This is a genomic window from Limosilactobacillus panis (genome assembly GCF_019797825.1).
In the GTDB taxonomy this organism is placed as follows: domain Bacteria; phylum Bacillota; class Bacilli; order Lactobacillales; family Lactobacillaceae; genus Limosilactobacillus; species Limosilactobacillus panis_A.
Map to the genome: position 1 here is coordinate 1,404,952 of NZ_CP081855.1, position 24,627 is coordinate 1,429,578.

A 24,627-nucleotide genomic window follows, 5' to 3' on the forward strand; every position below is an offset into this window, starting at 1 on the left:
AAGAATTAATAGTTAATTCCCAGCCTCTTTTTCTTTAATCTCGGTCACTCATTCCAAAAATTTGTAGGAACGAAATGAAGAGGTTAATAAAGTCTAAATATAACTGTAAAGCACCGATAATTGCCAGTCCCGCGACTGAATTAGCGGTACTGTAATTAAGGTAAATCTGCTTCATCTTTTGGGCATCCCATGCGGTCAGGACCACAAAGATAATTACCGCAATGAACGAGAAAATATAAGTAATTGCCGGGCTCTTCAGGAACATGTTGATTAGGTAGGCAATGAAGAGTGCTACCAGGGCTGCTAGGGCTTGGGAGCCAAACTTACTGAGGTCTCGCTTGGTAACCGTCCCGTAGATTGTCATCGTCGCAAAGACTGCTGCAGACGACACAAAGGCCGCCGCAATGTTCGTCCCGGTATAGGCTCCGGCAATCAGTGCAAACTCAACCCCGTAGATGATGGCCACCACCATTAGCATGATGAAGCTCCCCACCGGGTTCCGGGTGGCACTAAAGCTGATACCCATTGTTAAGGCGAATGGCAATAACAGGATTAACCAGACCATCCCTGGGTGGACCCCAAAGTAGCCCATTACCGCATTCCGGAAAGTCGTCATTGTCTGCCACGCACTAAGCGCAGAAACAAGAACGGCTAATGTCATATATCCGTACATTCGGGTCAGGAATGTATTTAAACCAGCCTGGTCTGCAACAACACGCCGGCCAGAATCGCCAGGAAAGTTATTCATTCTTATTCCTCCTCAAGTTATTTATCGGTACTGTTAAGAATAACATACCGCAGCGGTGAAAGGAGCAAGGATGCTTAATTGTTAAGCAATTCTTTGAATTTATCCTCGTACTTCTCAATATCCCCAGCACCCATAAAAATCACCACGGCATCGTGGTACTGGCACAACTTGTCGATTGAGTCCATATCAATTCCTTCGCTATTCGGAATCTTGGCTTCCAAGTCTTCACTCGAAACGCTACCGCTCTTTTCCCGAATGGAAGCAAAGATTGGGGTCACGTAGACCTTATCAGCACGCGAGAGGGTCTTAGCAAAGTCATCGATGTAAGCCGCCAGCCGCGAGTAAGTGTGGGGTTGGAAAACCGCCACAACCTGCTTGTCAGGGAACTTTTGCCGGGCCGCATCGATTGTTGCCTTGATCTCGTTCGGGTGGTGGGCATAGTCATCAATCAGCTTATCCCCGGCCACGTCTGTTTCACTAAAGCGCCGCTTAACTCCACGGAAGTTAGCCAGTTCCTTCTTGATTTGGTCCATGTCGACATGTTCCATGTAGGCAACGGCCAGGACAGCCAAGCTATTTAAGATACTATGTTCACCATAAAGGTGGATGGTGAAGGTTCCTAGCTTTTGGTCTTTAAAGTAGGCATCGTAGGTAGATCCAGCCGGCGTCCGCTTGATATTTTCTGCCCGGAAGTCATCCTTTTCACCTGTCCCGTAATAGTAGACGGGAACGTCAACGTCCAGCTTCCGCAGGTTAGCGTCGTCACCCCAAGCAAAGATAGCCTTCTTAACCTGCCGACCGTAAGTTTCAAATGATGCCCGCACATCGTCAATATCCTTAAAGTAGTCCGGGTGGTCGAAGTCAATGTTTGTCATGATGGCGTAGTCTGGGTGGTATGCCAAGAAATGGTCACGGTACTCGTCCGCTTCAAAGACGAAGAAACGGTCGCCAGCACTCCCCTTGCCAACCCCATCACCAATGAGGTAGCTAGTTGGCTCAACCGCCGCTAAAACGTGGGATAACAGTGCCGTGGTACTGGTCTTCCCGTGGGCCCCAGCAATCCCGATGCTGGTGTGGTTGACAACCTCGTTTTCAACTGCTTCCGGATAGGTCAAGATTGGTAGACTCATCTTCTTCGCCTGCCGGACTTCTGGATGGTCATCAGAAAAGGCATTCCCCTTGATCACCGTCATTCCCGCCTCCAAGTTGGCCGGGTCAAAAGGCAAGATCTTGATTCCTGCCTTTAGCAACGGGCCCTGGGTGAACGTTTCTTTTTCAATGTCCGATCCTAATACCGTGTTGCCCTTGTCGTGAAGAATCCGGGCCAAAGAAGCCATCCCGGTCCCCTTAATACCAATAAAATAATAAGTCTTCGTTTCCATCATTAATTTCCTTTCTGACTAGCAGGGAAAAAGGGGCCTAAAAAGCACCCCGCCTGCTAAGCAAACTACCTTTTGTCCCCTAAATCATATAACATTCCTGCTTTTAAGCAATAGTGATTTAACAATTTTGATAATTATTTAGCGGGGAAGAAGGTGTCAGCCTTAGCAAAGTCGACAGCTTCACCAACTTCTTGCCAGTCATCAGGAATAATCCACAGGCCCTTCTTGTCGGGAGCATTCTTCATCCGTAATTCACGGAAGCCGCAAAGCATCCCGTCACTTTCTACCCCCATGAGGGCCCCTGGCCAAATAATCTTACCATCAGGCATCATTGCACCGGGCCGCGCAACAACTACCTTAATACCTGTCTTAACATTTGGTGACCCGCAAACAATCTGGACGGTTTGGTCAGCACCGATCCGGGTCTTAGTAACTTTCAAGTGGTCGGACTTCGGGTGGTCCTTTAATTCTTCAACATATCCCACCACAAACTTTGGGTCGTGGTCCGCGGCAATCTCTGCATCAAAGCCAGCAGCATGAATCTGCTCGTTCAACTTGGCAACCGCTTCATCGCTTAAGAAGACCTGGCCATTTTGTCCCTTTAGTTCTGGTAAAACCTGGCTTGCGTTCATAAAGTTGTAGCCAAGCAACTGCTGGTCCTTAGCCGTGGTAATTTGGGCAACGCCTTTGTTGACCTTGCTTACCTGTGCACCATTATCTGGCGCCGTGATCGTTACTAAAATATCGCCCATTTCGCTGGGATTATAACTCGCAATTAGCATCGAATGTTCCTTTCTTAAATAACTGATTCCCGCCTAAAATAAAAAGAGCGCAACTACAGCGCCCACTTTTATTAATTTGTTCAAGCGGGTCGGATTGACTTGCGCTTTATATTTTACTTCAATTTACGCAAAAAATCTTCCACTTGTTGCTTGGTTTTTCGATCTTTATTGACAAAACGGCCAATTTCTTTACCATCCGCGTAGGCAACAAAGCTGGGGATACCAAAAATATTTAGTTCCGCCGCCAGGTCAATGTTTTCGTCCCGATCAACTTGTAGGAAGGTGAATTCCGAAAAATCCTTTTCAATCTCGGGCATTGCCGGTTTGATAAAACGGCAGTCCGGGCACCAGCCAGCCGTAAAGAATAGAACATACTTCCCTTTCGCCAGCTTCTGTTGTAATTGGTCTTCTTTCATAACGGGTAAATTTTCCATTCGACCATCCCTTTCCTGATATTTGCTTTTTACTATATCACATTCTCAGCTTATTAAAAATAAGTTGCACTTTTGGACTTATTTGAAGAAAATGTTACAATAAGTTAATATTAATCGCTAGTGAATAAAATTATAAAGGAAGCAATCCAATGAACGATTCAAACAACACGCTTAATCCATGGTTAATTCCGGTGACGCTTGGTGCCTCTGGGGTGGCTGGCTTCGTGGCTGGTAAGTTATTTGGCAAACGACCTATTTCGGCCAACCGGGCACTCAAGCTAATTCGCCATGATTTTGCCCGCGAAGGGACCATCACCGGTAGCTGGATTGACCACCGCCGCGTCCCCTTCCAACGCTACGCCGTTAAGACTAGCGCCTACCGGGGCGGATTGACGCGGCTAGAAGACAATGAACCCGTCAACTACGAGTTCCGGGTGGATGCCTACACCGGCAGCCTGCTGGAACTCAAGCGGTTGGCAGACGATTAAATTAAAATTCCCCAGCAAGGTCAAAATACCTACTGGGGAATTTTTTTAAGCAAAGTGGGCAGTCAGTTTGTAAATTGGTTGTCCCTTGGCCGCAAATCTTTGCTCGTATTCGGTTTCAACGTTGTGCTCATTTTCATCACTGTTGTGGAGGTCGAGCCAGACCCCATCAAACTTCATCCCATAGTTATTCATGCTCTCCAGGGAGAATTCAAAGAAGCCCATATTATCCGTCTTCAGCTCGATGGTCCCCTGCTCTTTCAAGATAGTTTGGTAACCATCCAGGAAGGTGTGGTAGGTCAACCGCCGCTTGGCGTGACGCTTCTTAGGCCAAGGGTCGGAGAAGTTTAAATACATCCGGTCAATTTCGTGGGGTTCAAAGTAGTTAGTGATATCTGAACCATCCCCGCAGACCAGCTGAAGGTTGGGCAGGTCTTCTGTAAGGGCCTTCTTCAGGGCAATCGCTGCGACCGTCTCCTGAATTTCCAGGCCGATGAAGTTGACCTCTGGGTGGGCCTTGGCCATTCCGATGATGAACTGGCCCTTTCCCATCCCCACTTCCAGGTGAATTGGCTGGAGCTTTTCAAAGCGTTCTTGCCACTTCCCCTTCACTTCTTCAGCATTCGTCACCATTTTCTCTGGGTGGGCCGCTATTAACGGTGCTGCCCATTTTTTATGTTTTACACGCATATTAATATTCCTCGCTCAGTTTTTTCATTCGTAGTTTAAAGTAAAAGTGGGTTAAAAAGGCAAGCTCGATGCCCGCTAAGACAAGGTTGGTCAAGAACTGCCCCCAGTCAACCCGGAGGCCAATGCTGGCAATAACGATCAGCCCCGATTCAATCAGGGTCACCCGGGCTAACAGATACTGGAAGTCCGCCACCCGCTCATTTTTGGTAACCGGGTACAGGTGGGTAAAAACATTCCCGTCGTACTGGTCAAAGAGCGGCATTAACTGGGTGGCAATTAAGTAGATGAATAACAGGGCCATAACCGTATTCAACCAGTGAACCGGAATCAAGAAGGTGAGGACCATCCCCAAGACAGTCAACCGACTGACAATTCCACTAATCTCGGTGTTACGGACAAAGCCCCGGGCGTAGATGTACGACCAGGGATGCTTGCCAACCGTCAGCCACTTGATCAGGCCCGTTGCCCACTTCCGTCGTTTGACATTCCCCTGGACACTTGGGACGTCGGTAAAGAGGTTAAAGAAGCGGTAGACGCTGTACATCCGGTCCTCTTCCATCTTGATAGCCGCCCGCCAATCAACCATCAAATCACGGTATACCAACCGCATTGCTAGGTCTACGACGATTGCCACGATAAGACCCACCGTGGGGGTCACCAGCCAGGTTGCTAAGGCCGCTAGGGCGGGGTTAACCCAGTACTCTGCCCGGGTCCGCCACTGAAAACGCGCCCACCGCATACTAATTGACTTACGGGCGGTAAATAGCCAGTCATCCTTACTGACCATCGCGGTCAAAAAGATGAAGACAATGTCAACCGTCGATAACTTTTCGGTCGTCATGGCAAACGGTAGGGCCACGAAGGTCCCCGCAATGGTAATCAGCTCACCCAGAAGCAGACTGTAAAAAAAGGCCTTTTTGAGGTAGGCCTCCATTGCCGTTACCTGGGGTAAAAGGAATACCGGGTCGGGCCGCTTCAAAAGGGTTGCCAAGCGACCGAACTGGGCAATTGCGACAAACCAGATCACCAGTAGCCAGCGACTCCACCACAAGTGGGGACCCAGGGTTGGTAGCCACTGCCCATAACCGTAGGCCAGCGCGCCGAAGAGGAAGAAGAGGGCGATTACGAAGTGGTCATTAAATACTAGCCGCCAATACTTTAACAGCATCATAAAGTGGCGCTGGCGCCGCGTTGCAAATAAGTTATTCATTTTGCTCATCCCTTGCTAAGCCAAGATAGATCTCATCAAGTGACTCGTCCGGCCGGTCAGCCTGTGCCCGCAGCTCGGCCAGGGTTCCGTGGGCCTTGACCTGGCCGTTAGCAAGCAGGACGAAGCGGTCACAGTACCGCTGTGCCGTGTCCAAAACGTGGGTCGACATCAAAACCGCAACCCCCGCCGCCCTCTTTTCGGCAATCAGATTTAACAGGTCATGAACGGCCAGCGGATCCAGGCCGTAAAATGGTTCATCCACGATCAGCAGCTTGGCATCCGTCATGAACGCGCAGCAGATCATCACCTTCTGCTTCATCCCCTTAGAGAAGTTTGCCGGGAACCAGTCCAGCTTGTTCTCAAGCCGGAAAGTCTTCAGCAGCTTGTTCGCCCGCTGCCAGGCCTGGTCATGGTCCAACTGGTAGGCGTTCATCGTCAATTCCAGGTGCTCTCGTAAAGTTAACTCATCGTAAAGGATGGGCGTTTCGGGAACGTAGGCAATCTGCTTCTTGTACTCGTTGGGGTTGTCCTGAAGGTTCAGACCATTGAGGGTGATCTCCCCGGAAAATGGCCGCAGAATCCCAATAATGTGGTTTAACGTCGTCGACTTACCAGCACCGTTGAGGCCAATCAGGCCGACCAATTCACCGGGCTGGACATCCAAGTTCACTTTCTTTAACACTGGTATTTGGGAATATCCCCCAACCAGGTTCTTCACTTCTAGTGCCATTAATATGCCTTCCTTACCAACTTTCGTTTTCAAAAATTCATTATACCATACCGTAAATTCATGCAGTTTGGAGTAAATTTAGGTATACTAAGATTAACATAACATTAAAGGAGTGGTACTTATGACTGATTGTATTTTCTGCAAAATAATTAATGGTGAAATTCCTAGCTACACAGTTTACGAAGACGACGTTGTGAAGGCCTTCTTAGATATCTCACAGGGGACACCGGGCCACACTTTGGTCGTCCCAAAGAAGCACGTCAAGGACATCTTTGCCTACGACGAAGACCTTGCGGCAGCGGTCTTCTCCCGGATCCCAAAGATTGCCCGGGCCATTAAGCAATCTAACCCCGCTATCAAGGGCATGAACATCATTAACAATAATGGTGAGGTTGCTTACCAGTCCGTATTCCACTCCCATATCCACCTTATTCCCCGCTACACCGACCAGGACGACTTTAAGATGATCTTCAAGGATAACTCCGGCAAGTACAACGAAGAAAAGTACCAGGAAATTCAAAAGGCCATCGCTGACCAATTTAAGGACGCCCAATAATGCAAGCAATTAAAAACGTTATTAGTGATGTGAAAAAGCTGGGCCAGGAGGGTAAGCAGCTCCAGGCTAACCTGGCAAAGCTCCAAAAAGCCCTACCGGCAGTGACCGAATACCAGCAGGAAGTAACGACATTGATCGACAAATGGAAGTTCAAAGACCAACACCGTCTTGACCGGATTCAAGAGATTGTCGAAAAGTTGAATAAGCGGTTTAAATAAAACGGTAACGGAATTTCCGCACTTACAAAAGCTGGGCAATGGACCATTAATTAATTCATTGCCCGGCTTTTGTGTATCCATGTCATTATCCAGCGCCATATTCATGTCAAGTACACAAAAAATCCGCACTGCGCCTTTTAAAAACGCAATGCGGATTTTTGAAAACGGGCAAGGAAACACGTTCTTTTAAGGACGTGTTTCCTTGCCCATTTTTTAACCTTTTAATCGAACACATGTTTCGAGATATGATATAAATTCTTCTTAACAAAGAGTTTCAGGCATTAATTAGCTTTGTTGACTGGCCGATGATGAAAGATTGTGGTGAAAATGGCGCAAATTATAAGGGGGATCAAACTTCGCCTATATCCTAATGTCCAGCAAAGGGAACAATTGTGGCAAATGTTTGGTAACAATCGCTTCGTTTGGAACCAAATGTTGGCGATGGCCAAGGAGCGGTATCAGAATAATCCCAGCAGTTACTTCGTCAATGAATACGGGATGAATTATCTACTGAAGAGGCTTAAGCAGGAATACCCATTCTTTAGGGCGAGTGACTCAACTAGCTTCCTCGTCGTCAATCATAATCTCGCCCAAGCCTTTAAGATGTTATTTAAACGCCAAGGCGGTTACCCACGTTTTAAATCACGTCGCGCTATTCGCCAAGCTTATACTGGGCGGTCAGTTTGTCGGGTCCTTGCTAAACGGCGGGTTAAGTTGCCTAAGCTGGGCAGCATTCGGACCAGTAAAACAACATTGTTAGCTAATGGCAAGATTAAGTGCTATACGGTTTGCCTTGAGCCCACCGGCCGTTACTATCTGTCATTACAAGTGGCGGTTAAGGCTCCCGAACACTTAAGGAAGACGGGAAAAGCAGTCGGGATAGATGTTGGCATTGCCGATTTAGCCATTAGTTCTGATGGGATTAAGTACGGAACTTTTAATGCTAAATGGGCAGAAAAGCAAGCAGCTAAGTGGCAAAGTAAGTATGCCAAGCGGAAACATCAGGCGACGGTTACCGTCTGTCAATGGAACCATAACCACAAAACCATCAAGAAGGAACTGGGTGATTACCAAAACTGGCAACGAGCACAACAACAAAAGGCCCGTTACCAAGCTAAGGTAGCGAACCAGCGCAAAGACTATTTGCATAAACTAACAACGACCTTGGTTAAACAGTACGACATAATTGTCATTGAAGATTTGAAAGCCAAAAACCTTCAGGAAAATCACTGCCTAGCTAAGACCATTACGAATGCTAGTTGGTATCAGTTCCGGACCATGTTGGCATATAAATGTGCCTGGTATGGTAAGAAATTAGTAACTGTTAAACCGAACTATACCAGCCAAATTTGTAGCCACTGTAACTATCATAGTGGTCCTAAACCACTCGAGGTTCGTCAATGGACGTGCCCAAACTGCGGTACTCATCACGATCGCGATATTAATGCGGCAGTTAATATCTTACATCAAGGATTAAAAGCTATTGGCTAGGGACTAGCCATGGTAAAAGAGTGGAGTTCTGTAAGTTAGGTAGCTTGAATACAGGTATAATATCCTAAATACTACTTCATGTTCCCAGAAGCGCGGTCATTAATGGCCGAGTAGTTCACCCATCTAAAGCGAGAAAACTAAAGTCATTTTCCCACCTCAAAAATTAGTTATTAGAACTCGAAGAACCGTTGTTAGAGTTGTTCCCTAATGAACCACTGTTTGTGCTATTCGTGTTCAAGTAGTCATCCAGGATGTTCTTCTCGTCGTTATCCTTGATTGAAACGTTCCCCTTCTTCAGGACGTTGGAGACAACCTTGTGTAAGAAGGTCCGGTTGTTCATGTTTTCTTGGACAATCTGGTTCCGCAAGTCAGCGATGTGTTGACTCTTCTTACCCTTGGCCGGGTGTTCAATCATGTAGATTACTTGGTAACCGTCATCAGTCTTGACTGGCGTGGACGTGTATTCACCCGTCTTCAGCTTAAAGGCCGCCTTCTTGTAAGCCGAATCGAGCTGGTTGTCAGTGTTATCAAAGGCTGGCACCCGTCCACCGGCATCCTTGTTTGAGGTGTCGGTCGATTGCGACTTGGCAAGCTTCTTGAAGGTCTTGTACTTATTGCTGGAGCTGTCAAGCCGGCTGATGATGCTTTGGGCCTCTTCCTTGCTGCCGACCAGGATTTCCGCAGTTTGTACCTTTGGCTGGTACTTCTTCCACTGCTTGTTAATCTGCTTGTTGGTAATGTGGGAGTAGTCCTTAACTGCGGCTTGGAGCAACAGGTTAGAACGAATCTGCTGCTTGAAGGACTTTTCCGTCATCCCGTTTTGTTGGAGGTAGGCACTGAAGTTTTGCCCGTACTGGTTCTTGTACGTGTTGTATTCGGCATTGACCTGCTTGTCGGAAACTTGCTTGCCGTATTCCTTTTGCAGGACCTTGTCCAGAATCATTTGTTGAAGGACCTGCTTCCCATTGCTGGTCTGCTTCATGCTGCTGTAGTACTGACTCTCGGTGATCTTCCCACCACTAGTGGTTGCGACCGCCTTGTTACCACATGCAGCTAATGGCAGCATCAATGCCGCCCCCGCAATAATCGCAATTAACTTCTTCGATTTCAAAAAAACACATCCCTTAATTTATTTATTTCGAAAAGTTCACCCATCAAATATACCACAATTGATGGCAAACGGACGGTATGCAATAAAAAGTTTAACCGATCTTCATAAATTATTCACGATCGAGGTCCAAGACGCCGGGAAGCTTTCGCGCCTGGTCGTTGGCGGTAAAGTACAAGACCTGGTTCCTTACCGCCAGAGCATTGAGAAGTTCGATCACCCGCTGGCGACGCTGGTGGTCAAAGTTAACAAAGCCATCATCAATGATAATTGGTAACCGCAGCCGGTCACTCATTACACTGATGAAACCCAGGCGGAGGGCAACGAATAACTGTTCCGCCGTCCCGGTCGACAGTTCACCAACCGCATACCATTCTTGCTGGTCATCCAGTACCCGGACTTCCTTGGTTGTTAAGGCAATTTTTTGGTAATGGCCGCCCGTTAAGATGGCAAAGTTCTTTTCCGCCGCCTTAATAACCGCCGGGTAGCGGTCGACAGAGGCCAAAGACAGGGCCCGGTCAATCCATTGAATTGCCAGCTGGTAGCTCATCCATTGCTGGGCCTCCTGGATAATCTTGGCCTTTAAACTAGCCTGGCGTTGGGCCAATTCATCGGGAGTTCCATCGGCCGCCAAGTTTTTGATGGTGAACTGGTCCCGCTGGATCTGTTCCCTTGCCCCGTGCAGGTGGGCACGAACTTCGGTTAAGTGATGGGCCAACCGCTGCTGCCGGCCACGCAGGCTTTCTTCACTGTCGAAGCGGGCCAGCGCCGCCTTATCCGCAGCCGTTAATTGCTGACCGTATGCGCTGGTCGTAATACGGCGGGCCTGCTGACCGGCCTGCTGGCTGACCAGGCGGTCGAAGTCATCCGCACTACTTGTTTGGGCCCGGCGGTAAATTTGCTTGAGCTGGTCAGTAATTTTGTCCTGCTGGGCCCGCACCGCGGCTTCCCGCTGCTGGCTGTTTTCCAATTGCCGGGTGACCCGTTGCCATTCCTGATAGTCACTGGCCCGGCCGCTTAGCCAGTCATTAAAATGCTGGCTTAATTCTGCCGGCGTCTGGCCACTTGCCTTACCCGTCAACCGCCGCTGCAGTTCCGCCAACCGCGTCTTAATCTCGTCGGCCGTTGCCTGTGAATTGGCAATCTGCTGGTCCAGTTCCGCAACCCGGTATAAGTCAGCTTGCATTGGCAACCATTCACTGACCGGAAAATTGGTCAGTCCGTGGAGGCGGCCAAAGCGTTGTAAGGATGCTTGTTGGTGATTGGTGGACCGGCTGGCTTCATTATTTGCCTTATAAAGCCATGCCCCGGTAGCCGCCAGGACAATCAGCCCCATCAGCATGACCACCCCATGGTGACCGAACATTCCCAGGATAAACAAGGCGGCACCGAGGCCCAAAAGCCATGCAGACATCCGCCGGTTTCTTGTTGCGGACACCGGGTAGTCGCCTAAAAGGCTCTGAAGCGTCACGGTTTCTTGTTCGGACAGCGGCTTTGGTAACTGGTGACCGTAACGTCTTTGGAGACGGTTGCGCTCCGCAAACAGCTGTTCAATCCGTCCCTGCTGCTGGTGGTACTGGTCATCGCGTGACTGGAGCTGGAGCAGGGCCGTCTGGAGTCGCTGGTAGTCGTAGCGGTGCTGATGGTAGTCCGCTAGCTCGTCTTGGTCAAATTGCGTGACATCTTTTTGCAGGCGGGCACTTTCATCCCTCAGGGTTCCCAGTTGGGCCGTTAAGCCATTAAACTGACCCCGTAGTTGGTTAACCTGCTCAACATCGTCTGGAGCAACTCCATTATTCATTGCTGCCTGTGGCTGCCCCTTCTTCCAGGCATCATAGATTGGCCACAGACGGCTTAGCTGGTCTAGCCGGTTGACCTGGGCGGTTAAATCCGTCTCTTCTTGTTGCCACTTTTGGACCGCTGCTTTTTGTCGCTGCTGGTCCCGATTAGCGGCCACGTACTGGTCATACTTACGATTTGCCTGTGCTACCTGTTGGGTAAGTCGCCGGTACTCATCCAGGTGGCGGTTTAACTGTGGCTTGCGGCCCCGAGGCTTGTAAAGTTCATCCCCACGCTTAACCAGGCTGGCAATTAGTTGGTCCCACTGCCGGCTGCCGACTGCCCCGACCTGTTTAAGCTGGTGGTGAACCTCGTCGGGATTAAGGTCCTTAATATTTGCCAGTTTCTCCTGATTAAAGCTAAAAACTGCTTGATACAAGTCCTGGTCGACGTTGGCAAGCATTTTAGCCAGCTTGTCTTCGCCAAAGCGGTGACCGTCCATGTCGGTCACCGTCACCAGGCCACCACCCTTGCCGGCCGTCCGCCGAATGCGGTACAGGGTCCCGTGATCCTCCACGAGAATGCTTCCTCCATAAGTGCTAGTCGCCCGTGGCTTGTACTGCTGGTAGCGGTTCTTCCCCTTCGCGTTCGCAAAGCCAAACAGGATGCTCCGGATAAAGGTCGCCAGAGTAGTTTTTCCAGCCTCGTTACTGCCAAAGATTACCTGGGGACTGGCAGAAAAATCAAAGTCCTGGTCGTGCCACTTTCCAAAGCCGTCAATGTGGGCACTCTTAATTTTCACTGTTGATCCCCCCTAACACCTGCTTGGCGAGTTGATAAAGTTTCTCCGGGGTAAGTTCCGCCCCTAACTGGTCAAATAAAACATCCTGGCGGAGTAGGGGCTGGGCGACGCGGGCAATGTTCTCTGGTGTAAAGACCGCCTTTTGCGCGTCCGTCCAGAAACGCTGGTCCAGGTCCGTTAACTTCGGAAGAGCAGTGGTTGGCGCTATGGATAACTCATAGGGCCACCACTTTATCTGGTTCTGGCGGGTAAGTTGATCCTGGAGGTGGTTAAGGAGGGTCCCATCACGGAGCATTGTCCGGCATTCCGGCGATAGCTGGTCCGTGTTTTCGAGCTGAAAGGCCACAAGGGTCAAGCTATTTTCTGTTAGCTTGGTGCCCGCCTGGGTAACCGCCTCTGCGAGTGCCTGCGGGTTGGTAACCGACGAAAGGTCAACCCCCGCCTTAGCCCAGGCGATTCCGTCGAGGGGCTTAAAGGCCGGTACCAGTTGGTGACCACGACTTTCCACCAGGTAGTAGCCATGCTGGCCACCCTCGTTCTTGTGCCGCCCCTGGGGGATGCCACTGTAAACAATTGGCGGCTGGGCGTTTAAAAGCTGGTGCTTGTGGATATGGCCCAACGCCCAGTAGTCATAATGCTTAGCACGGAGTTCGTCAAGCGTGAAGGGGGCGTAGTGGTTACTGCCACCGGCCTGGTACTGGGCACCATGCAGCATCCCAATTTGCCAGTCCGTACTTTTCTTGACGGGAAAGCTGGCGGCAAAATCCTCATCAACCCACCGCTGAGCATAGCTAAAGCCGGTGATGGCAACGCTGGTCCCGTCGCTCAGGGTCAGGTGCTTAGTGCTAACGGTGGGGCCGAAGACGCGGACGTTGGCGGGCAAATCAATCTGTTGGTCCGTCCCAGTATTAAAGTCGTGGTTCCCATAGGACAGGAAAACGGGAATGCCCGCCGCCGCTAGGCGTTGCAGCTGGGCCACGAAGAAGTCAATCGCCGCGATGCTCTTTTGCTCGCGGTCAAAGACGTCGCCGACAATTAGCATAAAGTCAACGTCCTCATCAATTGCGGCGGTCACGATCTTCTTAAAAGCCGCGAAAGTTGCCGCGTGAACCCGTTGCCAGAGTTGGTGCGGAATGTCTGTTAGCCCCTGGAACGGACTCGCCAAGTGTAAATCTGCAGTGTGGATAAATTTCATAAACTCCCCTTCTTACAGGAATGGCCCCCAGCATCCGGATCAAACCGAATAGTGGAGGCCACTTATCATTTACCAAGAAATAGTGCTTACTGCTTGTTTTGGTCAGGCATTAAGTCACTGTAGAGGTCTTGGATAGGACTGGTAATCGTCTTGTTCAGTTGTTGCAGCATTTGGTCGACTTGACGTTCTTGGTTCATCAGGTTTTGAACGGCCTTTTTACCGCTGATTTCCTTAGCCAGGGTTTGGATTGCCTTGATTTCGTCATCGGAAGGCTTCTCACCCTTCATTTGCTTTTGTTGGGCGCCCGCCTGCATTTGTTGGAACTTCTTGAAGGAATTAAATGCTTCCGTGTCGGCCTTTAATTCGTCCAGGGCCTTCTTTAAACCTTGGTATTCCTGGGTATCAACAAGTTGACGACTCATTTCGTTTGCTGAATCGTAAATATTTACAACCATTGTAAAAAAACTCCTTTTTGATTATTTACTACAAATTGTATCATGTTTGCCTTCCCGATTAAAAGGGGACTAGAAGAGGGACTTAACACTGTCCCAGATCTTATTGGCCCGGTCACTGAAGTCGTTGACCGTCTGGTTAAAGCGGTCGGTGAGGTCACTGCCGTTGTCAAAAAGCGACTTCCAACCGGACGGCTTCTTCAAGCGTTTGTTGGCCCGCGTCTGGGCATCCTCAACCGTAAACTTAGTCCCCGGCGTATTCGGCAGAATCCCCGTCATTTCGGTCTTGAAGAGGCTGTTGATGTTGTGCTCAGAAATATCCTGGAGGACATGGCTGGAATTCGTGTCGTCATACCCTTCCCAGGTGGCGACCACAACGTCGGGAGTGTAACCAACGATCCACTTATCACGGTCGTTGGACTCATCGCCCTTGACACCGGAATTGGTCGTCCCGGTCTTCCCGGCCAGGGTGTAGCCACTCGGCTTGGCCGTTTCACCGGTCCCGTGCTCGTAGACGCCAATCATCATACTGGTCATTTCCTTAGCGGTCTTGCTGGAAATGACGTGTTTGACCTTAGAGCCCTTGTTCTGGGCAATCACCTTCCCCGAGGCATCCTCAATCTTGGTGATGTAGTATGGGGTCGGCATCTGCCCGTCGTTATCAAAGGTAGCGTACGCCCGGGCCATTTGTTGGGGAGAGACCCCCTTCGTCATTCCACCGAGGGCCAAAGCCAGGTTCCGGTCGCCCTTTTCAACCGGCAGGCCAAACTTTTGCGCCATCTTGTAACCCTGGTTGACCCCAATCTTGTTGAGGAGCCAAACAGCAGGGGCGTTCAAACTTTCGTACAGGGCCTTGTACATTGGCACACTACCGCTATAAGTATCGTCATAGTTCTTTGGCGTGTAGTTGTTTGTCCCGTACGACTGCTTCTTGTCCTGCAAGGTTGAATCATAGAAGTAACCGTGCTCCAAAGCAGGCGTGTAAACCACGATTGGCTTGATCGTCGACCCAGGCTGCCGCCGCATCTGGGTTGCCCGGTTAAAGCCACGGAAAACGTGCTTACCCCGGCCCCCAACAACCGCCGTTATGCCCCCTGTCTTCGGGTTCATTGCAACCGAAGCAGATTGGACCATTGTCCCGTCACTTGAATTGGTAGGGAAGTTATCGTCATCTTGATAAGTGTCCTGCATTGATTCCTGCTGTCCCTGGTCGAGGGTGGTGTAGATCTTATAGCCGTCATTCATGATTGACTTTTCCGACAAGTTATAGTGGCTCTCTGCCTCGAAGATCACCGCATCAAAAAAGTAAGGGTACTTATAGCTGTCGTTGGCAACGTAACCACTGTTGATTCCCAGCGGGGTCTTCTTGTAACTGTTGGCCGCTGATTGACTTAACTTATTATTTTCGACCATTAATTGGAGAACCAGGTTCCGCCGTTGAAGCGTTGCCTTTGGGTGTTCAATCGGGTCATAGATCCCTGGCGACGTCAGCATTCCCGCCAACATAGCCGCTTGGGGAACGGTCAGTTGACTGGCGTTCACGTCGAAGTAGCGCCGGGCGGCATCCTGGATTCCCCAGACCCCGTGACCAAAGTAGGCGTTGTTTAGGTACATCGTCAGGATCTGGTTCTTCGAATACTGGTTCTCCACTTCCACTGCAATGAAGATTTCCCGTGCCTTCCGTGAGAAAGTCTGTTGCTGGGTCAAAAAGGCATTCTTGACCAACTGCTGGGTCAAGGTACTACCCCCACCAGAAATGTAGTCCCGGTGGAGGAGCTTATTCTTTACCAGCAAAAAGGCAGCCCTGCCAAGGCCCCTAATGGAAAAACCGTGCTCATGGTAAAAATTCCGGTCTTCTGTCGACAAAACCGCGGCCGGAACGTTTGCTGAAATTTTATCCAGCTTGACATAGGTCCCTTTTTGCGAATAAAGGCTACCAGCCGACTGTTTCTTATTATCGTAGATCATCGTGGGGCGTGATAGCCGATTCTGCAAATTTTTGACATTCGCCGTCTTAGCAATGAAAGTCAGGTGAATGCTTGCAATCAGAAAAATACTCAAAAAGACGATAATCAGCCAACGGGTAATCTGGTACCGGTGCCAAAAACGACTGACATTTTTCTTCACTAGCTGCCAGAAAACGTTTAACTCCTTGCGCATCTTCCTACCAACTTCTTTTAACCACGCAGTGATGCGCTCCTTAGTTGAATTAGGTTGTGGTTCGCGTTTCATTTCCGATCTCCATTTGTTCGTTTTTAGACTGCCTGTTATTTTAGCATACTTTTTTGTCAGAAGGCCGGGCCAAAGTAATCCTTTAGCAAGGCTTTAATTTTTACGACAAAATAAAAAGGCTGGAGAATTTTCCAACCTTTAATATTTTGTTTGATTATGATTTACATTTCATCGGGAGCCTTAATGTCGAGCATTGCCAAGGCGTCCTTTAAGATATGGCTAACTGCTTGTACCAGGGCGAGCCGGGCAGGTTGTTCATCGTCATCATGTAAAATCCGGTTGTGGGCGTAGTACTGGTTGAACTTTTTGGAAAGTTCCAAGGCGTACTTGGCCACCACCGACGGGTCGTAGTTAACGGCAGCCCGTTCAACAGCGTTACTGTATTGACTAAGGAAGCTGAGAATATCCCAAGCAGAGTCACCAATCTTGGTCAGGTCAACGTTACTGAAGTCCCGAATGCCACCCTTGCGTAGAATGCTCTCGGCCCGGGCACGGGCATACTGAACGTACGGACCAGTTTCCCCTTCAAACTTAACGACGTCTTCCAGTTTAAAATTAACCGCGTTCCGCCGGTCATTCTTCAAGTCGTGGAAAATAACCGCACCGACACCAACCTGCTTGGCAACTTCGTCCGCGTTCTTCAGGGTTGGGTTCTTTTCAGCAATCTGTTGACGAGCGAGTTTGATTGAATCGTTCAGCACGTCTTCGAGGTCAACCACGTTCCCCTTCCGCGTTGACATCTTCTTACCATTCAAATTCATCAGACCGAAGGAGATGTGCTCCAGCTGGTTCCACCAAGTGAAGCCCATTTCCTTTAGGACGGCCTTTAACTGCTTGTAGTAGTTTTCCTGTTCGGCACCAACCACGTAAAGGGACTTGGCATGGCCGTACATCCGCTTTCTAAACAATGCGGTTGCCAGGTCACGAGTAATGTAAGTGGTCGTTCCGTTACTCTTAATAATCAGCGGTGGGGTCAATTTGTAAGCATCCAGGTCAACAATTTGGGCACCCCGGCTGGGCTTCAGGAGGTGCTTATTTTTCAACAGTTGGATTGGGGCGTCCATCTTTTGGGCACTGAAGGCTTCCCCGTGGAAGGAGTCAAAGTGAACATCCAGCATGTCGTAAACCTTTTGGAACCGTTCGATTGAGATTTCACGGAACCAGTGCCATAAGCGCCAGGCTTCCTTATCACCATGTTCCAGCTTGGCAAACCATTCCCGGCCGAGTTCAGTGTATTCAGGGTGCTCGTCCGCTTCAGTGTTGATTCGGACATAGTACTTCAGTAAGGTGTTAATTGGGTCCTTTTTGACCTCTTCTTCACTTCCCCACATCTCGTATGCGGCCATCAGCTTACCGAACTGGGTGCCCCAGTCACCAAGGTAGTCAACCCGAATCAGGGTGTAATTTTCCTTTTCCAAAATCCGGGCAACGGCTTCCCCAATCATTGTGGAGCGCAGGTGCCCCATCCCCATTGGCTTGGCAATGTTTGGTGAGGAGTAATCAATTACCACGTTGGCTTGGTGACCCAAGTCCTTCTTACCGTAACCTTCCGGGTCAGCAAGGATAGCCTTAATGATCTCGGCCCCTACCTGGGCCTTATCCAGGAAGAAGTTAATGTACGGACCGGCAACGACGACCTTTTCAAAGCCCGTTTGGTCAATCTTTTTAACCAGGTTAGCCGCAATCATCTGCGGTGCCTTATGCAAGGCCTTGGCTAAAAAGAAGGTGGGAAAGGCATAGTCCCCGTTGTTGGCATCCTTTGGTCGTTCAATTTTATCCGCAATCTCGTCAAGTGACAGGTCTGGCAGCGCTGCCGCAACCGCTGTTGCTACTTGTTGCTTTTCATCCATCTGTACGTCCTCCTTAATAAAAAGTCTCCAGTATTACTAAAAATACTAGAGACGAGAATTCCCGCGGTACCACTCTAATTGAAATTGGTTTCCACTCATTATTACTTATATTAAATCAATCCTGCTTTGCACGCCTTCACTAACCACCAGCTCCTAACTTCCACCAACTTAGAATCGCTTTTCCTGACTGTTAGCTACTACTCAACGCAGTTTCACAATCACATATTATAGCAAAATCCTCCTTAATTACAAGTTAAGTGGAATGAAATAAGTTGGGAAAAAGCATCAGCGTGCGTTTTTGGTTAGTATAGGGCGATTGTTAGGTCAAAGGGCTTGTTTCGCGGCACTAGACACTAGCCGGTGGCTTTCCCGTGATTACTGTGTAATATTTGGAGAAATAAAAGAGACTAATGAGAAAACTTTATTCTCTCATTAGTCTCTTTCCTATAAGCGGGTAACGAGAATCGAACTCGCGACGCAACCTTGGGAAGGTTAAGTTTTACCACTAAACTATACCCGCATAACTAACTTAATTGATAACACTAAGTTAGTATATACCTTTTATTTCTTTTTGTCAGCCTTTTTTGTCACTTTTTTCCGACTTTTTGCTGGCTTTTTCTTGGCCGTCTTCTTTTCGTCCGCATCATCATCGTCTTTTTCTTCTCGTGGAACAGCCTTGATCATTTTTGCTTCACTTTGGCGAATAACTGCCCGGCCATTAAGCTCGTTGACACCACTCCTGTCAGCTGGATCAAAGTCGTTGATGGAAACCATGATTGAATTGTTGTAGACCTTTTCAACTACACCTTGGAAGTCGTGATCCATTGACCCAAACTTCTTGCAGCCAACCACATCACCAATTTCAAAATCAGCCACTCGTTTTCACCTCGCTACTATTTCCAATAGGATAACAGGAAACACTTTACTCTTTTTTCGGCTTTTTTTCAAGTCAAAAGCAAATTGGTCATTGTACATAATTATGATAAAATCATAGCAGAAAGGGGGGACAGCGAAATGCTCAAGCTGTTTTGGGAATTTATCGTCCTGATTCTTTTGTTTACCAACATTTTTGGTAACCATTCTAAAAAGGAAAAACATGTCTCGGACTGGTTAGGGATTGCCCGGATTACCTTCTTCATTCTCTTAACCCTAGCCGTTATCCAATTTATTATCGTTTTCCCTGCTAACATTGTCTGGCACATTATCTGGCTACTATACCTAGTGGCAGTTCACATCCTGATGGAAAATGCCTTCCGGCTTAAGCGGGAAACATTTGGTAACCCCCTTCAAGCTTTCATTGTTACGATGGCGTTAGTCATCACTTTGATAATTATTATTGCTTTATTTTAAATAAAAGCTTGCATTCTGATAAAAAACCAGTATAATAATTATTGTTGTTTGATAGAGACAAATAGCAATGCCCCAGTGGCGGAATTGGCAGACGCGCAACGTTCAGGTCGTTGTATGGGTTTCCATGTACAGGTTCGAATCCTGTTTGGGGCATCAGATAAGTCCGGTAGATATTATTCTGCCGGGCTTTTTTCGTACGTGGGGGAAATAATGAAAACTAATCAGAAAATTTATGAAGTATTTATGGCGGTGCTCGCCATCATTTCGATTATCCTAATCGTCCTTAGTTACGGGTCGGTCATTGATATCAACCATGGCTACCCTGAACTGTTGAACAACGCCATCTTAATCATCTTTACCATTGATTACTTTACCCGTCTCTTCCTTGCCAAAGATAAGAAAAAATTCTTTAAGGAAAACATTTTTGACCTCCTATCTATCATCCCGGTCAGTGCCTCCTTCAACCTCTTCCGGTTTGACCGCATTGGACGACTCGTCGTTGTCTTCCGCCTTGTCCGCCTAATCGGGCTTACCGGTAAGCTAAACCGGTTGCTAAAGATTAACGGCTTGATATACATCATCTACACCAGTATCGCTATTTTGATTGTCAGTGCTTCGATGTACTCAATCAGTGAGCGTGTTCCTTACGGCGAATCACTATGGTGGGCCATCGCAACTGCTACCACGATTGGTTACGGGGATATTTCACCCCACACCTTTCTCGGCAAGCTTGCTGCAATCCTGTTAATGGTGATTGGAATCGGCTTTGTCGGGGTTCTTACTAGCTCCCTGACTAATTTCTTCATCCAGGACCACACCAACGACCGGATGGCAACCGTCTTAAACAAACTAAGCGACCTCGAAAAATCAAACCGGGAGCTCCAAGCTGAAGTCCGGAAACTTTTGGAAGAAGAACGCAATAAATAAAATAATAGGCCTTTAGGGGATTGATCACCCTCCTAAAGGCCTATTATTTTATGCTTTAACCCGTTGAATCATTGTCCCGTAACCGGTCAACACTAAAAAGCGCGGTGCCACTTGTACGTTAGCAATATTCGTATTAAAACGAATATTAACGATTCCGTCAGCTCCCTTTGCTTCGGCCCGTTCCTTCATCTTCTCCTTGACCTCATCAAAGAGCTGGTCCATAGATTCAAAAGCATCAATTGCGTCACTGGTCAACATCAAGTGACCCGTTGCGTTGACAACGCCTAAGATGCGGTGCGCTTGCGGATAATTCTCTGTTGATAAAAACACTCGACCCTATCCCCCCTTCCTGTCGTTAAGTATAACAAGATTTTTCTCTTTATTGACCAAACAAATAGCCCCCAGAACTTGGTTAATCCAAATCCTGGGGACTTTGTGCACAGGGAATATATCCCCTGGCTATACGGAAGGAATCTCGCCACTTTGCTCTGGAACTGATTAATTACCTAACATTTTGATTCTAACTTCCGCAAAGTCGCATTTTGTATACCATGAGTAAAGCGCACCCCGGTGACCTGACTCACTTCATAAACTTTACCAATACTATGGGTCACTCTTACGTTGCTTCTGCCTACTCCTTATGTCCTTCGGCTCCTTACATCGTGGGAGATCTTCATGACGAATCATGATCTCTTTTCTTCTTTCCTTCCACACTTTTAATATACCACTACTTGTAAGCGGTTGCAACCATATTTTAAACTAAATTGAATGCATCAAAGCAGCGATAGCTACCGCATTATTCAGGGCGTGAATCAACATACTATTCTTGATATTTCCCGTCTTCCGGTAAACGTACGCCAGCACCATCCCCATAAAACAGTAGAGAAAAAAACTCACGATTGTTGTGCTGGCGTGGGCTGATGAGAAAGCAATCCCGGATAAAATAACTTTAGGCCAAAAGCGCGCTGGCTTGAAGAAAAGATTGGTTAAGAGCCCCCGGAAAATCAACTCTTCGGCAACCGGGGTCAGGGTAAAGGAAGAAATTACAAATACACCGGTTACTAACCTGTTATGGTCCAGCATTTGCCGAATTAGCTCGTTATTCGCCGTCCCGCTCTGGTGAAAGATTACTTCGTTGAGCCAGGAGAAAAACATCATCCCGACCACCACAACAAGGTAGCCACCGATTATCGTACCAACCTTGATCCCGGTCCTCTGGGGCAGCTGGTTGTACCGGTGAAAAACGTAGCTAGCCCGGTTGATAATGAACAAAAAGATCAACACAAACAGGCTAGACATCACGATTGCGACCCCCTGGTTATCAGGCCGCCGGTTAGCAATTGCCACTGCCATGGGAGGTATTTGAATAAGAACATAAAAGAGAAGAAAAAGGCCCACCCGGTAAAGGAAGTTCCCTAGTTTAGTCTCCTTGATTTTCATCTTCTTGCTTTTTTTCCTCCTTTAAGCGAATTGCCTTGCGCCGTTGGTAAGTTTGCTTAGCAGTAAATCGCGTAACAATCAGGTTCGCCACAATGAAGCCAACAATCCATAGTCCATACATTAGCCAGCCCGAGATTAACTTGGCAATGGTTAAAGTAACTAAGATGGTAAAAATAATAAGCGGCGGCAAAATAACCTTTATTAAGTATTCAGCTTTCATAACATTTCTCCCTTCGTACTTAAACGATCACCGCGGGCACTTACCGGTACTCTGACGAATAACCAGTTGAACTGGAAAACGTTCGACCCGCTCTGGTTCAGCGTCCGGATGGTTAATCTTGCTTAATAAAATCTTGGTGGCCCCGACTCCCAGCTTAAAAATCGGCTGGTGAATCGTCGTTAACTGCGGGTAAACATATTCGTCCAGAATAATATCATCATAGCCGATGACAGAAATATCTTCCGGAACACGGACCCCTTGTTCCCGCAATCCCCGCATCAGACCAATGGCAACTTCGTCATTGGCCGTAAAAACAGCGGTTGCGCCACTCTCAATTACTGGCCGGGCCATTTGGTAGCCACCGTCCTTGCTCAGGTCGGCCTTCAACAAGTTATGGTCCTCATCAAATTCAATTCCCTGGGCATTGATAGTCTCCTGGAATCCCGCCATCCGTTGTTTAAAGTTTTCGGTGATATTTTTAACCCCCAAAAACAACATCTTAGTGTGTCCAAGGGATAGGAGGTGCTGGGCTGCTAACTGGCCACCGTGGTAGTCATCCGTCAGCACCCGGGCCCCCTGCTGGTCATAATTACGGTCAAACAAGATATACGGAATGTCTCGGTTGCTGAGGGCCTGGTTAATCATTTCAGTCGTCATCCGGGCGCTAGCAATGATGAGGCCGTCGATGGAGCGCTCAACCATCTGCTCCAGGTACTCTTGCTCTAACTTTGGTTCCCGGTTAGCACTGAAGATCAGCGGAATTAGCTTTTCCTGACGGGCAACCCGCTGGACCCCTTCAACAAAAGTCCCGAAAAAGGACTCACTGACGTTAGGCACCAGGACGCCAATTGTGTTAATATTTCCTTTCATAATTAAGCTCCGGGCGTGAAAGTCCGGCACGTATTGGTACTGGTCACGAAGCTTAATAATTTTTTCACGGGTAGTTTTACTAAACCGCTTCCCCTTACCGTTTAATACCTGTGAGACAGTCGTCACTGAGACACCGGCCATTCGTGCAATATCACGAATTGTAACTTTCTTTCTCATTATTTTCCTCTTCCATCGTTCTTTTTAATTAAAAATATTAAGCTAAAATTGTAAGTCATGCAAATTATTGTTGATCAAAAATGTCATACAGAACTTGGCGAGTCGTTGCCGCCTGTGTTCCCCGGACCCGCACATAGTCAAGTTGGGCAAGTAAAATATCGTATGTCCACATTGAAGAAAGGTCGTGCTCATTAAAGTAGTGGAGAGTCAGTTTGACCCGGTCCCGGCTAGCAATCACTCCTTCAAAGTCATCAGCCCCCTTATACTTTGCGGTGCCAATCACTACTGGTAGCTGGTTAGTAAATGAATCGTTCAAGACGTTGTTCAAAAGGTCACCCTTGGTATAGTCCGGGTGATTGTCAATGAACTTTTGCACCTGCCAAATATCAAAGTAATGGTACTGGTGAGCAACCTTGGTCTTCTCCGAAATGGTCATCAGGTAGTCCGTCCCCTTAGCCACGTACTCAATACTGCTGAGACGAATTGCAATCAGGCCGTTGATCTTGCCATCCCAGTCAATACTGATCAAAAGGCAAAACAAAGAATCAATTGCAAGAACAAAGCCAACGTTAAAGTAGTCATCATTTGGAATATTATGGACCTCAATCAGCGTTCCCTGCTGACGGGCGATAACCAGCTGAGCACGAATTTCATTTAGTTTCATTTTTGCCATTATTATCTTCCTTATAGTCGTTATCCCTTTCTATTTTCCGGGTTTTACCCATAATTTTCAAATATTTTTGTTAGTGATAATTTCACAACCAAATATTGTGAATTTACGGTGGGAATCCCCCATATTTTGTAGTAAGATGGTTCTTGTGCTAAAAAAAGTAAAGAGGGGCCATTATGGTGATAATTACAGCAGGAATGATTGGTGTCGGAAAAACAACCTTAACGGGTAAAATTGCTGAACACCTTCACACTAAAGCATTTTTTGAACCGGTCGGTAATAACCCGGTTTTACCGTTATATTATAAGGATCAAAAGCAATATGGTTTCTTACTACAAATTTATTTCCTTAATAAGCGGTTTTCAATGATTAAACAGGCCTTGGCGGACGACAACAACGTCTTAGACCGGTCAATCTACGAAGATGCCCTATTCACTCGCGAAAACAACGCGGAGGGTAACATTACAGATACCGAGCTTGAAGTCTACCTGACCTTACTGGACAACATGATGAAGGACCTCCAACAGTTGCCAAAGAAAGCCCCGGACCTAATGGTATATTCCGAGACCGACTTTGAAACGATTCTTTACCGGATCAAGAAGCGGGGGCGTGACTACGAACAAATCGACAATAACCCCGAGCTAAAGGATTACTACTACAAGATGTGGAGTGCCTACAAGCAGTGGTACAAGGACTACGATGCTAGTCCCAAGATGAAGATTGACCTGGAGAAGTACGATCTGGAAGATCCGGCCAACGTTAAAACCGTCTTAGAAATGATTGATGACCGGCTTAAGACAATCCGTTAATAAATAAAAGGAGCTGGAAA

Annotated in this window: 26 protein-coding genes and 2 tRNA genes; 8 read left to right on the forward strand and 20 right to left on the reverse strand. The window is 47.9% G+C overall.

Translation table 11 applies throughout. The annotated features are described in order from the left end of the window. Window positions 1-34 precede the first annotated feature (34 nt). The 4 genes from KZE55_RS06820 to KZE55_RS06835 all read right to left on the reverse strand — a co-directional run bounded on the left by KZE55_RS06820 (window position 35) and on the right by KZE55_RS06835 (window position 3,346). Window positions 35-748 carry a Bax inhibitor-1/YccA family protein gene (locus tag KZE55_RS06820; protein ID WP_222257905.1) on the reverse strand — a complete coding sequence of 238 codons (714 nt, stop codon included), beginning with the start codon at window positions 746-748 and terminating at the stop codon, window positions 35-37. A 74-nt stretch (window positions 749-822) separates the two neighbouring features. Further along, window positions 823-2,130 carry a UDP-N-acetylmuramate--L-alanine ligase gene (gene murC / locus KZE55_RS06825; protein ID WP_222259958.1) on the reverse strand — a complete coding sequence of 436 codons (1,308 nt, stop codon included), beginning with the start codon at window positions 2,128-2,130 and terminating at the stop codon, window positions 823-825. A gap of 134 nt (window positions 2,131-2,264) precedes the next feature. Next, window positions 2,265-2,912: a YtpR family tRNA-binding protein gene (gene ytpR, locus KZE55_RS06830; protein WP_222257906.1), complete on the reverse strand. Its 648-nt coding sequence runs from the start codon at window positions 2,910-2,912 to the stop codon at window positions 2,265-2,267. Between the two features lie 113 nt (window positions 2,913-3,025). Beyond that, the gene (locus KZE55_RS06835) at window positions 3,026-3,346 is read right to left on the reverse strand and encodes a thioredoxin family protein (RefSeq protein WP_222257907.1); all 321 of its coding nucleotides are present in this window, start codon (window positions 3,344-3,346) and stop codon (window positions 3,026-3,028) included. Between the two features lie 149 nt (window positions 3,347-3,495). Here KZE55_RS06835 and KZE55_RS06840 point away from each other — a divergent pair, with 149 nt between their 5' ends. Further along, a complete protein-coding gene (locus KZE55_RS06840; RefSeq protein WP_222257908.1) occupies window positions 3,496-3,834 on the forward strand; it encodes a PepSY domain-containing protein in 339 nt (112 codons plus the stop codon). A gap of 45 nt (window positions 3,835-3,879) precedes the next feature. Here the strand turns inward: KZE55_RS06840 and trmB are convergent, their stop codons facing one another. Genes trmB through KZE55_RS06855 form a run of 3 tightly spaced genes read right to left on the reverse strand, consistent with a single transcriptional unit; the run spans window position 3,880 to window position 6,461 of the window. After that, a complete protein-coding gene (gene trmB, locus KZE55_RS06845) occupies window positions 3,880-4,521 on the reverse strand; it encodes a tRNA (guanosine(46)-N7)-methyltransferase TrmB (protein ID WP_222257909.1) in 642 nt (213 codons plus the stop codon). A gap of 1 nt (window position 4,522) precedes the next feature. After that, window positions 4,523-5,731, reverse strand: a complete 1,209-nt coding sequence (locus tag KZE55_RS06850) for an ABC transporter permease (RefSeq protein WP_222257910.1) — start codon at window positions 5,729-5,731, stop codon at window positions 4,523-4,525. Continuing rightward, window positions 5,724-6,461, reverse strand: coding sequence for an ABC transporter ATP-binding protein (locus KZE55_RS06855; RefSeq protein ID WP_222257911.1), 738 nt, complete (start codon window positions 6,459-6,461; stop codon window positions 5,724-5,726). The genes KZE55_RS06850 and KZE55_RS06855 overlap by 8 nt, the downstream gene beginning before the upstream one ends. 121 nt (window positions 6,462-6,582) lie before the next feature. On the opposite strand from KZE55_RS06855, the gene KZE55_RS06860 reads away from it, so the two are divergent. From KZE55_RS06860 to KZE55_RS06870, 3 genes are all read left to right on the forward strand, one after another. After that, complete coding sequence (locus tag KZE55_RS06860) at window positions 6,583-7,017, forward strand: HIT family protein (protein ID WP_047770510.1); 435 nt, start codon at window positions 6,583-6,585, stop codon at window positions 7,015-7,017. Then, window positions 7,017-7,235: a hypothetical protein gene (locus KZE55_RS06865; protein WP_222257912.1), complete on the forward strand. Its 219-nt coding sequence runs from the start codon at window positions 7,017-7,019 to the stop codon at window positions 7,233-7,235. Before KZE55_RS06860 ends, KZE55_RS06865 begins: the two co-directional genes overlap by 1 nt. Window positions 7,236-7,562: 327 nt before the next feature. After that, the gene (locus KZE55_RS06870; RefSeq protein ID WP_222257913.1) at window positions 7,563-8,726 is read left to right on the forward strand and encodes an RNA-guided endonuclease TnpB family protein; all 1,164 of its coding nucleotides are present in this window, start codon (window positions 7,563-7,565) and stop codon (window positions 8,724-8,726) included. A 163-nt stretch (window positions 8,727-8,889) separates the two neighbouring features. On the opposite strand, the gene KZE55_RS06875 is transcribed toward KZE55_RS06870, so the two are convergent. From KZE55_RS06875 to KZE55_RS06910, 8 genes are all read right to left on the reverse strand, one after another. Continuing rightward, complete coding sequence (locus KZE55_RS06875) at window positions 8,890-9,837, reverse strand: peptidylprolyl isomerase (RefSeq protein WP_222257914.1); 948 nt, start codon at window positions 9,835-9,837, stop codon at window positions 8,890-8,892. Between the two features lie 109 nt (window positions 9,838-9,946). After that, complete coding sequence (locus KZE55_RS06880; RefSeq protein WP_222257915.1) at window positions 9,947-12,415, reverse strand: ATP-binding protein; 2,469 nt, start codon at window positions 12,413-12,415, stop codon at window positions 9,947-9,949. Continuing rightward, window positions 12,405-13,610, reverse strand: coding sequence for a metallophosphoesterase family protein (locus KZE55_RS06885; protein ID WP_222257916.1), 1,206 nt, complete (start codon window positions 13,608-13,610; stop codon window positions 12,405-12,407). Before KZE55_RS06885 ends, KZE55_RS06880 begins: the two co-directional genes overlap by 11 nt. 86 nt (window positions 13,611-13,696) lie before the next feature. After that, window positions 13,697-14,065, reverse strand: coding sequence for a YlbF family regulator (locus tag KZE55_RS06890; protein ID WP_047768601.1), 369 nt, complete (start codon window positions 14,063-14,065; stop codon window positions 13,697-13,699). Between the two features lie 69 nt (window positions 14,066-14,134). Beyond that, a complete protein-coding gene (locus KZE55_RS06895) occupies window positions 14,135-16,294 on the reverse strand; it encodes a PBP1A family penicillin-binding protein (protein ID WP_222257917.1) in 2,160 nt (719 codons plus the stop codon). Window positions 16,295-16,455: 161 nt separating this feature from the next. Then, window positions 16,456-18,144, reverse strand: a complete 1,689-nt coding sequence (gene argS / locus KZE55_RS06900) for an arginine--tRNA ligase (RefSeq protein WP_222257918.1) — start codon at window positions 18,142-18,144, stop codon at window positions 16,456-16,458. Between the two features lie 449 nt (window positions 18,145-18,593). Then, window positions 18,594-18,664, reverse strand: a tRNA-Gly gene (locus KZE55_RS06905). Between the two features lie 41 nt (window positions 18,665-18,705). Next, window positions 18,706-19,020, reverse strand: a complete 315-nt coding sequence (locus tag KZE55_RS06910) for a hypothetical protein (RefSeq protein WP_222257919.1) — start codon at window positions 19,018-19,020, stop codon at window positions 18,706-18,708. Between the two features lie 138 nt (window positions 19,021-19,158). On the opposite strand from KZE55_RS06910, the gene KZE55_RS06915 reads away from it, so the two are divergent. The 3 genes from KZE55_RS06915 (at window position 19,159) to KZE55_RS06925 (ending at window position 20,421) form a co-directional block, all read left to right on the forward strand. Next, window positions 19,159-19,494: a hypothetical protein gene (locus KZE55_RS06915; protein WP_222257920.1), complete on the forward strand. Its 336-nt coding sequence runs from the start codon at window positions 19,159-19,161 to the stop codon at window positions 19,492-19,494. A 69-nt stretch (window positions 19,495-19,563) separates the two neighbouring features. Further along, window positions 19,564-19,647, forward strand: a tRNA-Leu gene (locus tag KZE55_RS06920). 57 nt (window positions 19,648-19,704) lie between these two features. Next, the gene (locus KZE55_RS06925; RefSeq protein WP_222257921.1) at window positions 19,705-20,421 is read left to right on the forward strand and encodes a potassium channel family protein; all 717 of its coding nucleotides are present in this window, start codon (window positions 19,705-19,707) and stop codon (window positions 20,419-20,421) included. Between the two features lie 48 nt (window positions 20,422-20,469). Here the strand turns inward: KZE55_RS06925 and KZE55_RS06930 are convergent, their stop codons facing one another. The 5 genes from KZE55_RS06930 to KZE55_RS06950 all read right to left on the reverse strand — a co-directional run bounded on the left by KZE55_RS06930 (window position 20,470) and on the right by KZE55_RS06950 (window position 23,801). Beyond that, window positions 20,470-20,751 carry a heavy metal-binding domain-containing protein gene (locus KZE55_RS06930; protein ID WP_222257922.1) on the reverse strand — a complete coding sequence of 94 codons (282 nt, stop codon included), beginning with the start codon at window positions 20,749-20,751 and terminating at the stop codon, window positions 20,470-20,472. Window positions 20,752-21,180: 429 nt separating this feature from the next. After that, the gene (locus KZE55_RS06935; RefSeq protein ID WP_222257923.1) at window positions 21,181-21,861 is read right to left on the reverse strand and encodes a CPBP family intramembrane glutamic endopeptidase; all 681 of its coding nucleotides are present in this window, start codon (window positions 21,859-21,861) and stop codon (window positions 21,181-21,183) included. Then, complete coding sequence (locus KZE55_RS06940; protein ID WP_222257924.1) at window positions 21,842-22,081, reverse strand: hypothetical protein; 240 nt, start codon at window positions 22,079-22,081, stop codon at window positions 21,842-21,844. Before KZE55_RS06940 ends, KZE55_RS06935 begins: the two co-directional genes overlap by 20 nt. Window positions 22,082-22,108: 27 nt before the next feature. Next, a complete protein-coding gene (rbsR, locus tag KZE55_RS06945) occupies window positions 22,109-23,128 on the reverse strand; it encodes a ribose utilization transcriptional repressor RbsR (protein ID WP_222257925.1) in 1,020 nt (339 codons plus the stop codon). Window positions 23,129-23,192: 64 nt separating this feature from the next. After that, window positions 23,193-23,801 (reverse strand): hypothetical protein, encoded by a 609-nt coding sequence (locus KZE55_RS06950; RefSeq protein WP_222257926.1) that lies wholly within the window; start codon window positions 23,799-23,801, stop codon window positions 23,193-23,195. Window positions 23,802-23,974: 173 nt separating this feature from the next. Here KZE55_RS06950 and KZE55_RS06955 point away from each other — a divergent pair, with 173 nt between their 5' ends. After that, window positions 23,975-24,607: a deoxynucleoside kinase gene (locus KZE55_RS06955; RefSeq protein ID WP_222257927.1), complete on the forward strand. Its 633-nt coding sequence runs from the start codon at window positions 23,975-23,977 to the stop codon at window positions 24,605-24,607. The last annotated feature ends 20 nt before the right edge of the window (window positions 24,608-24,627 follow it).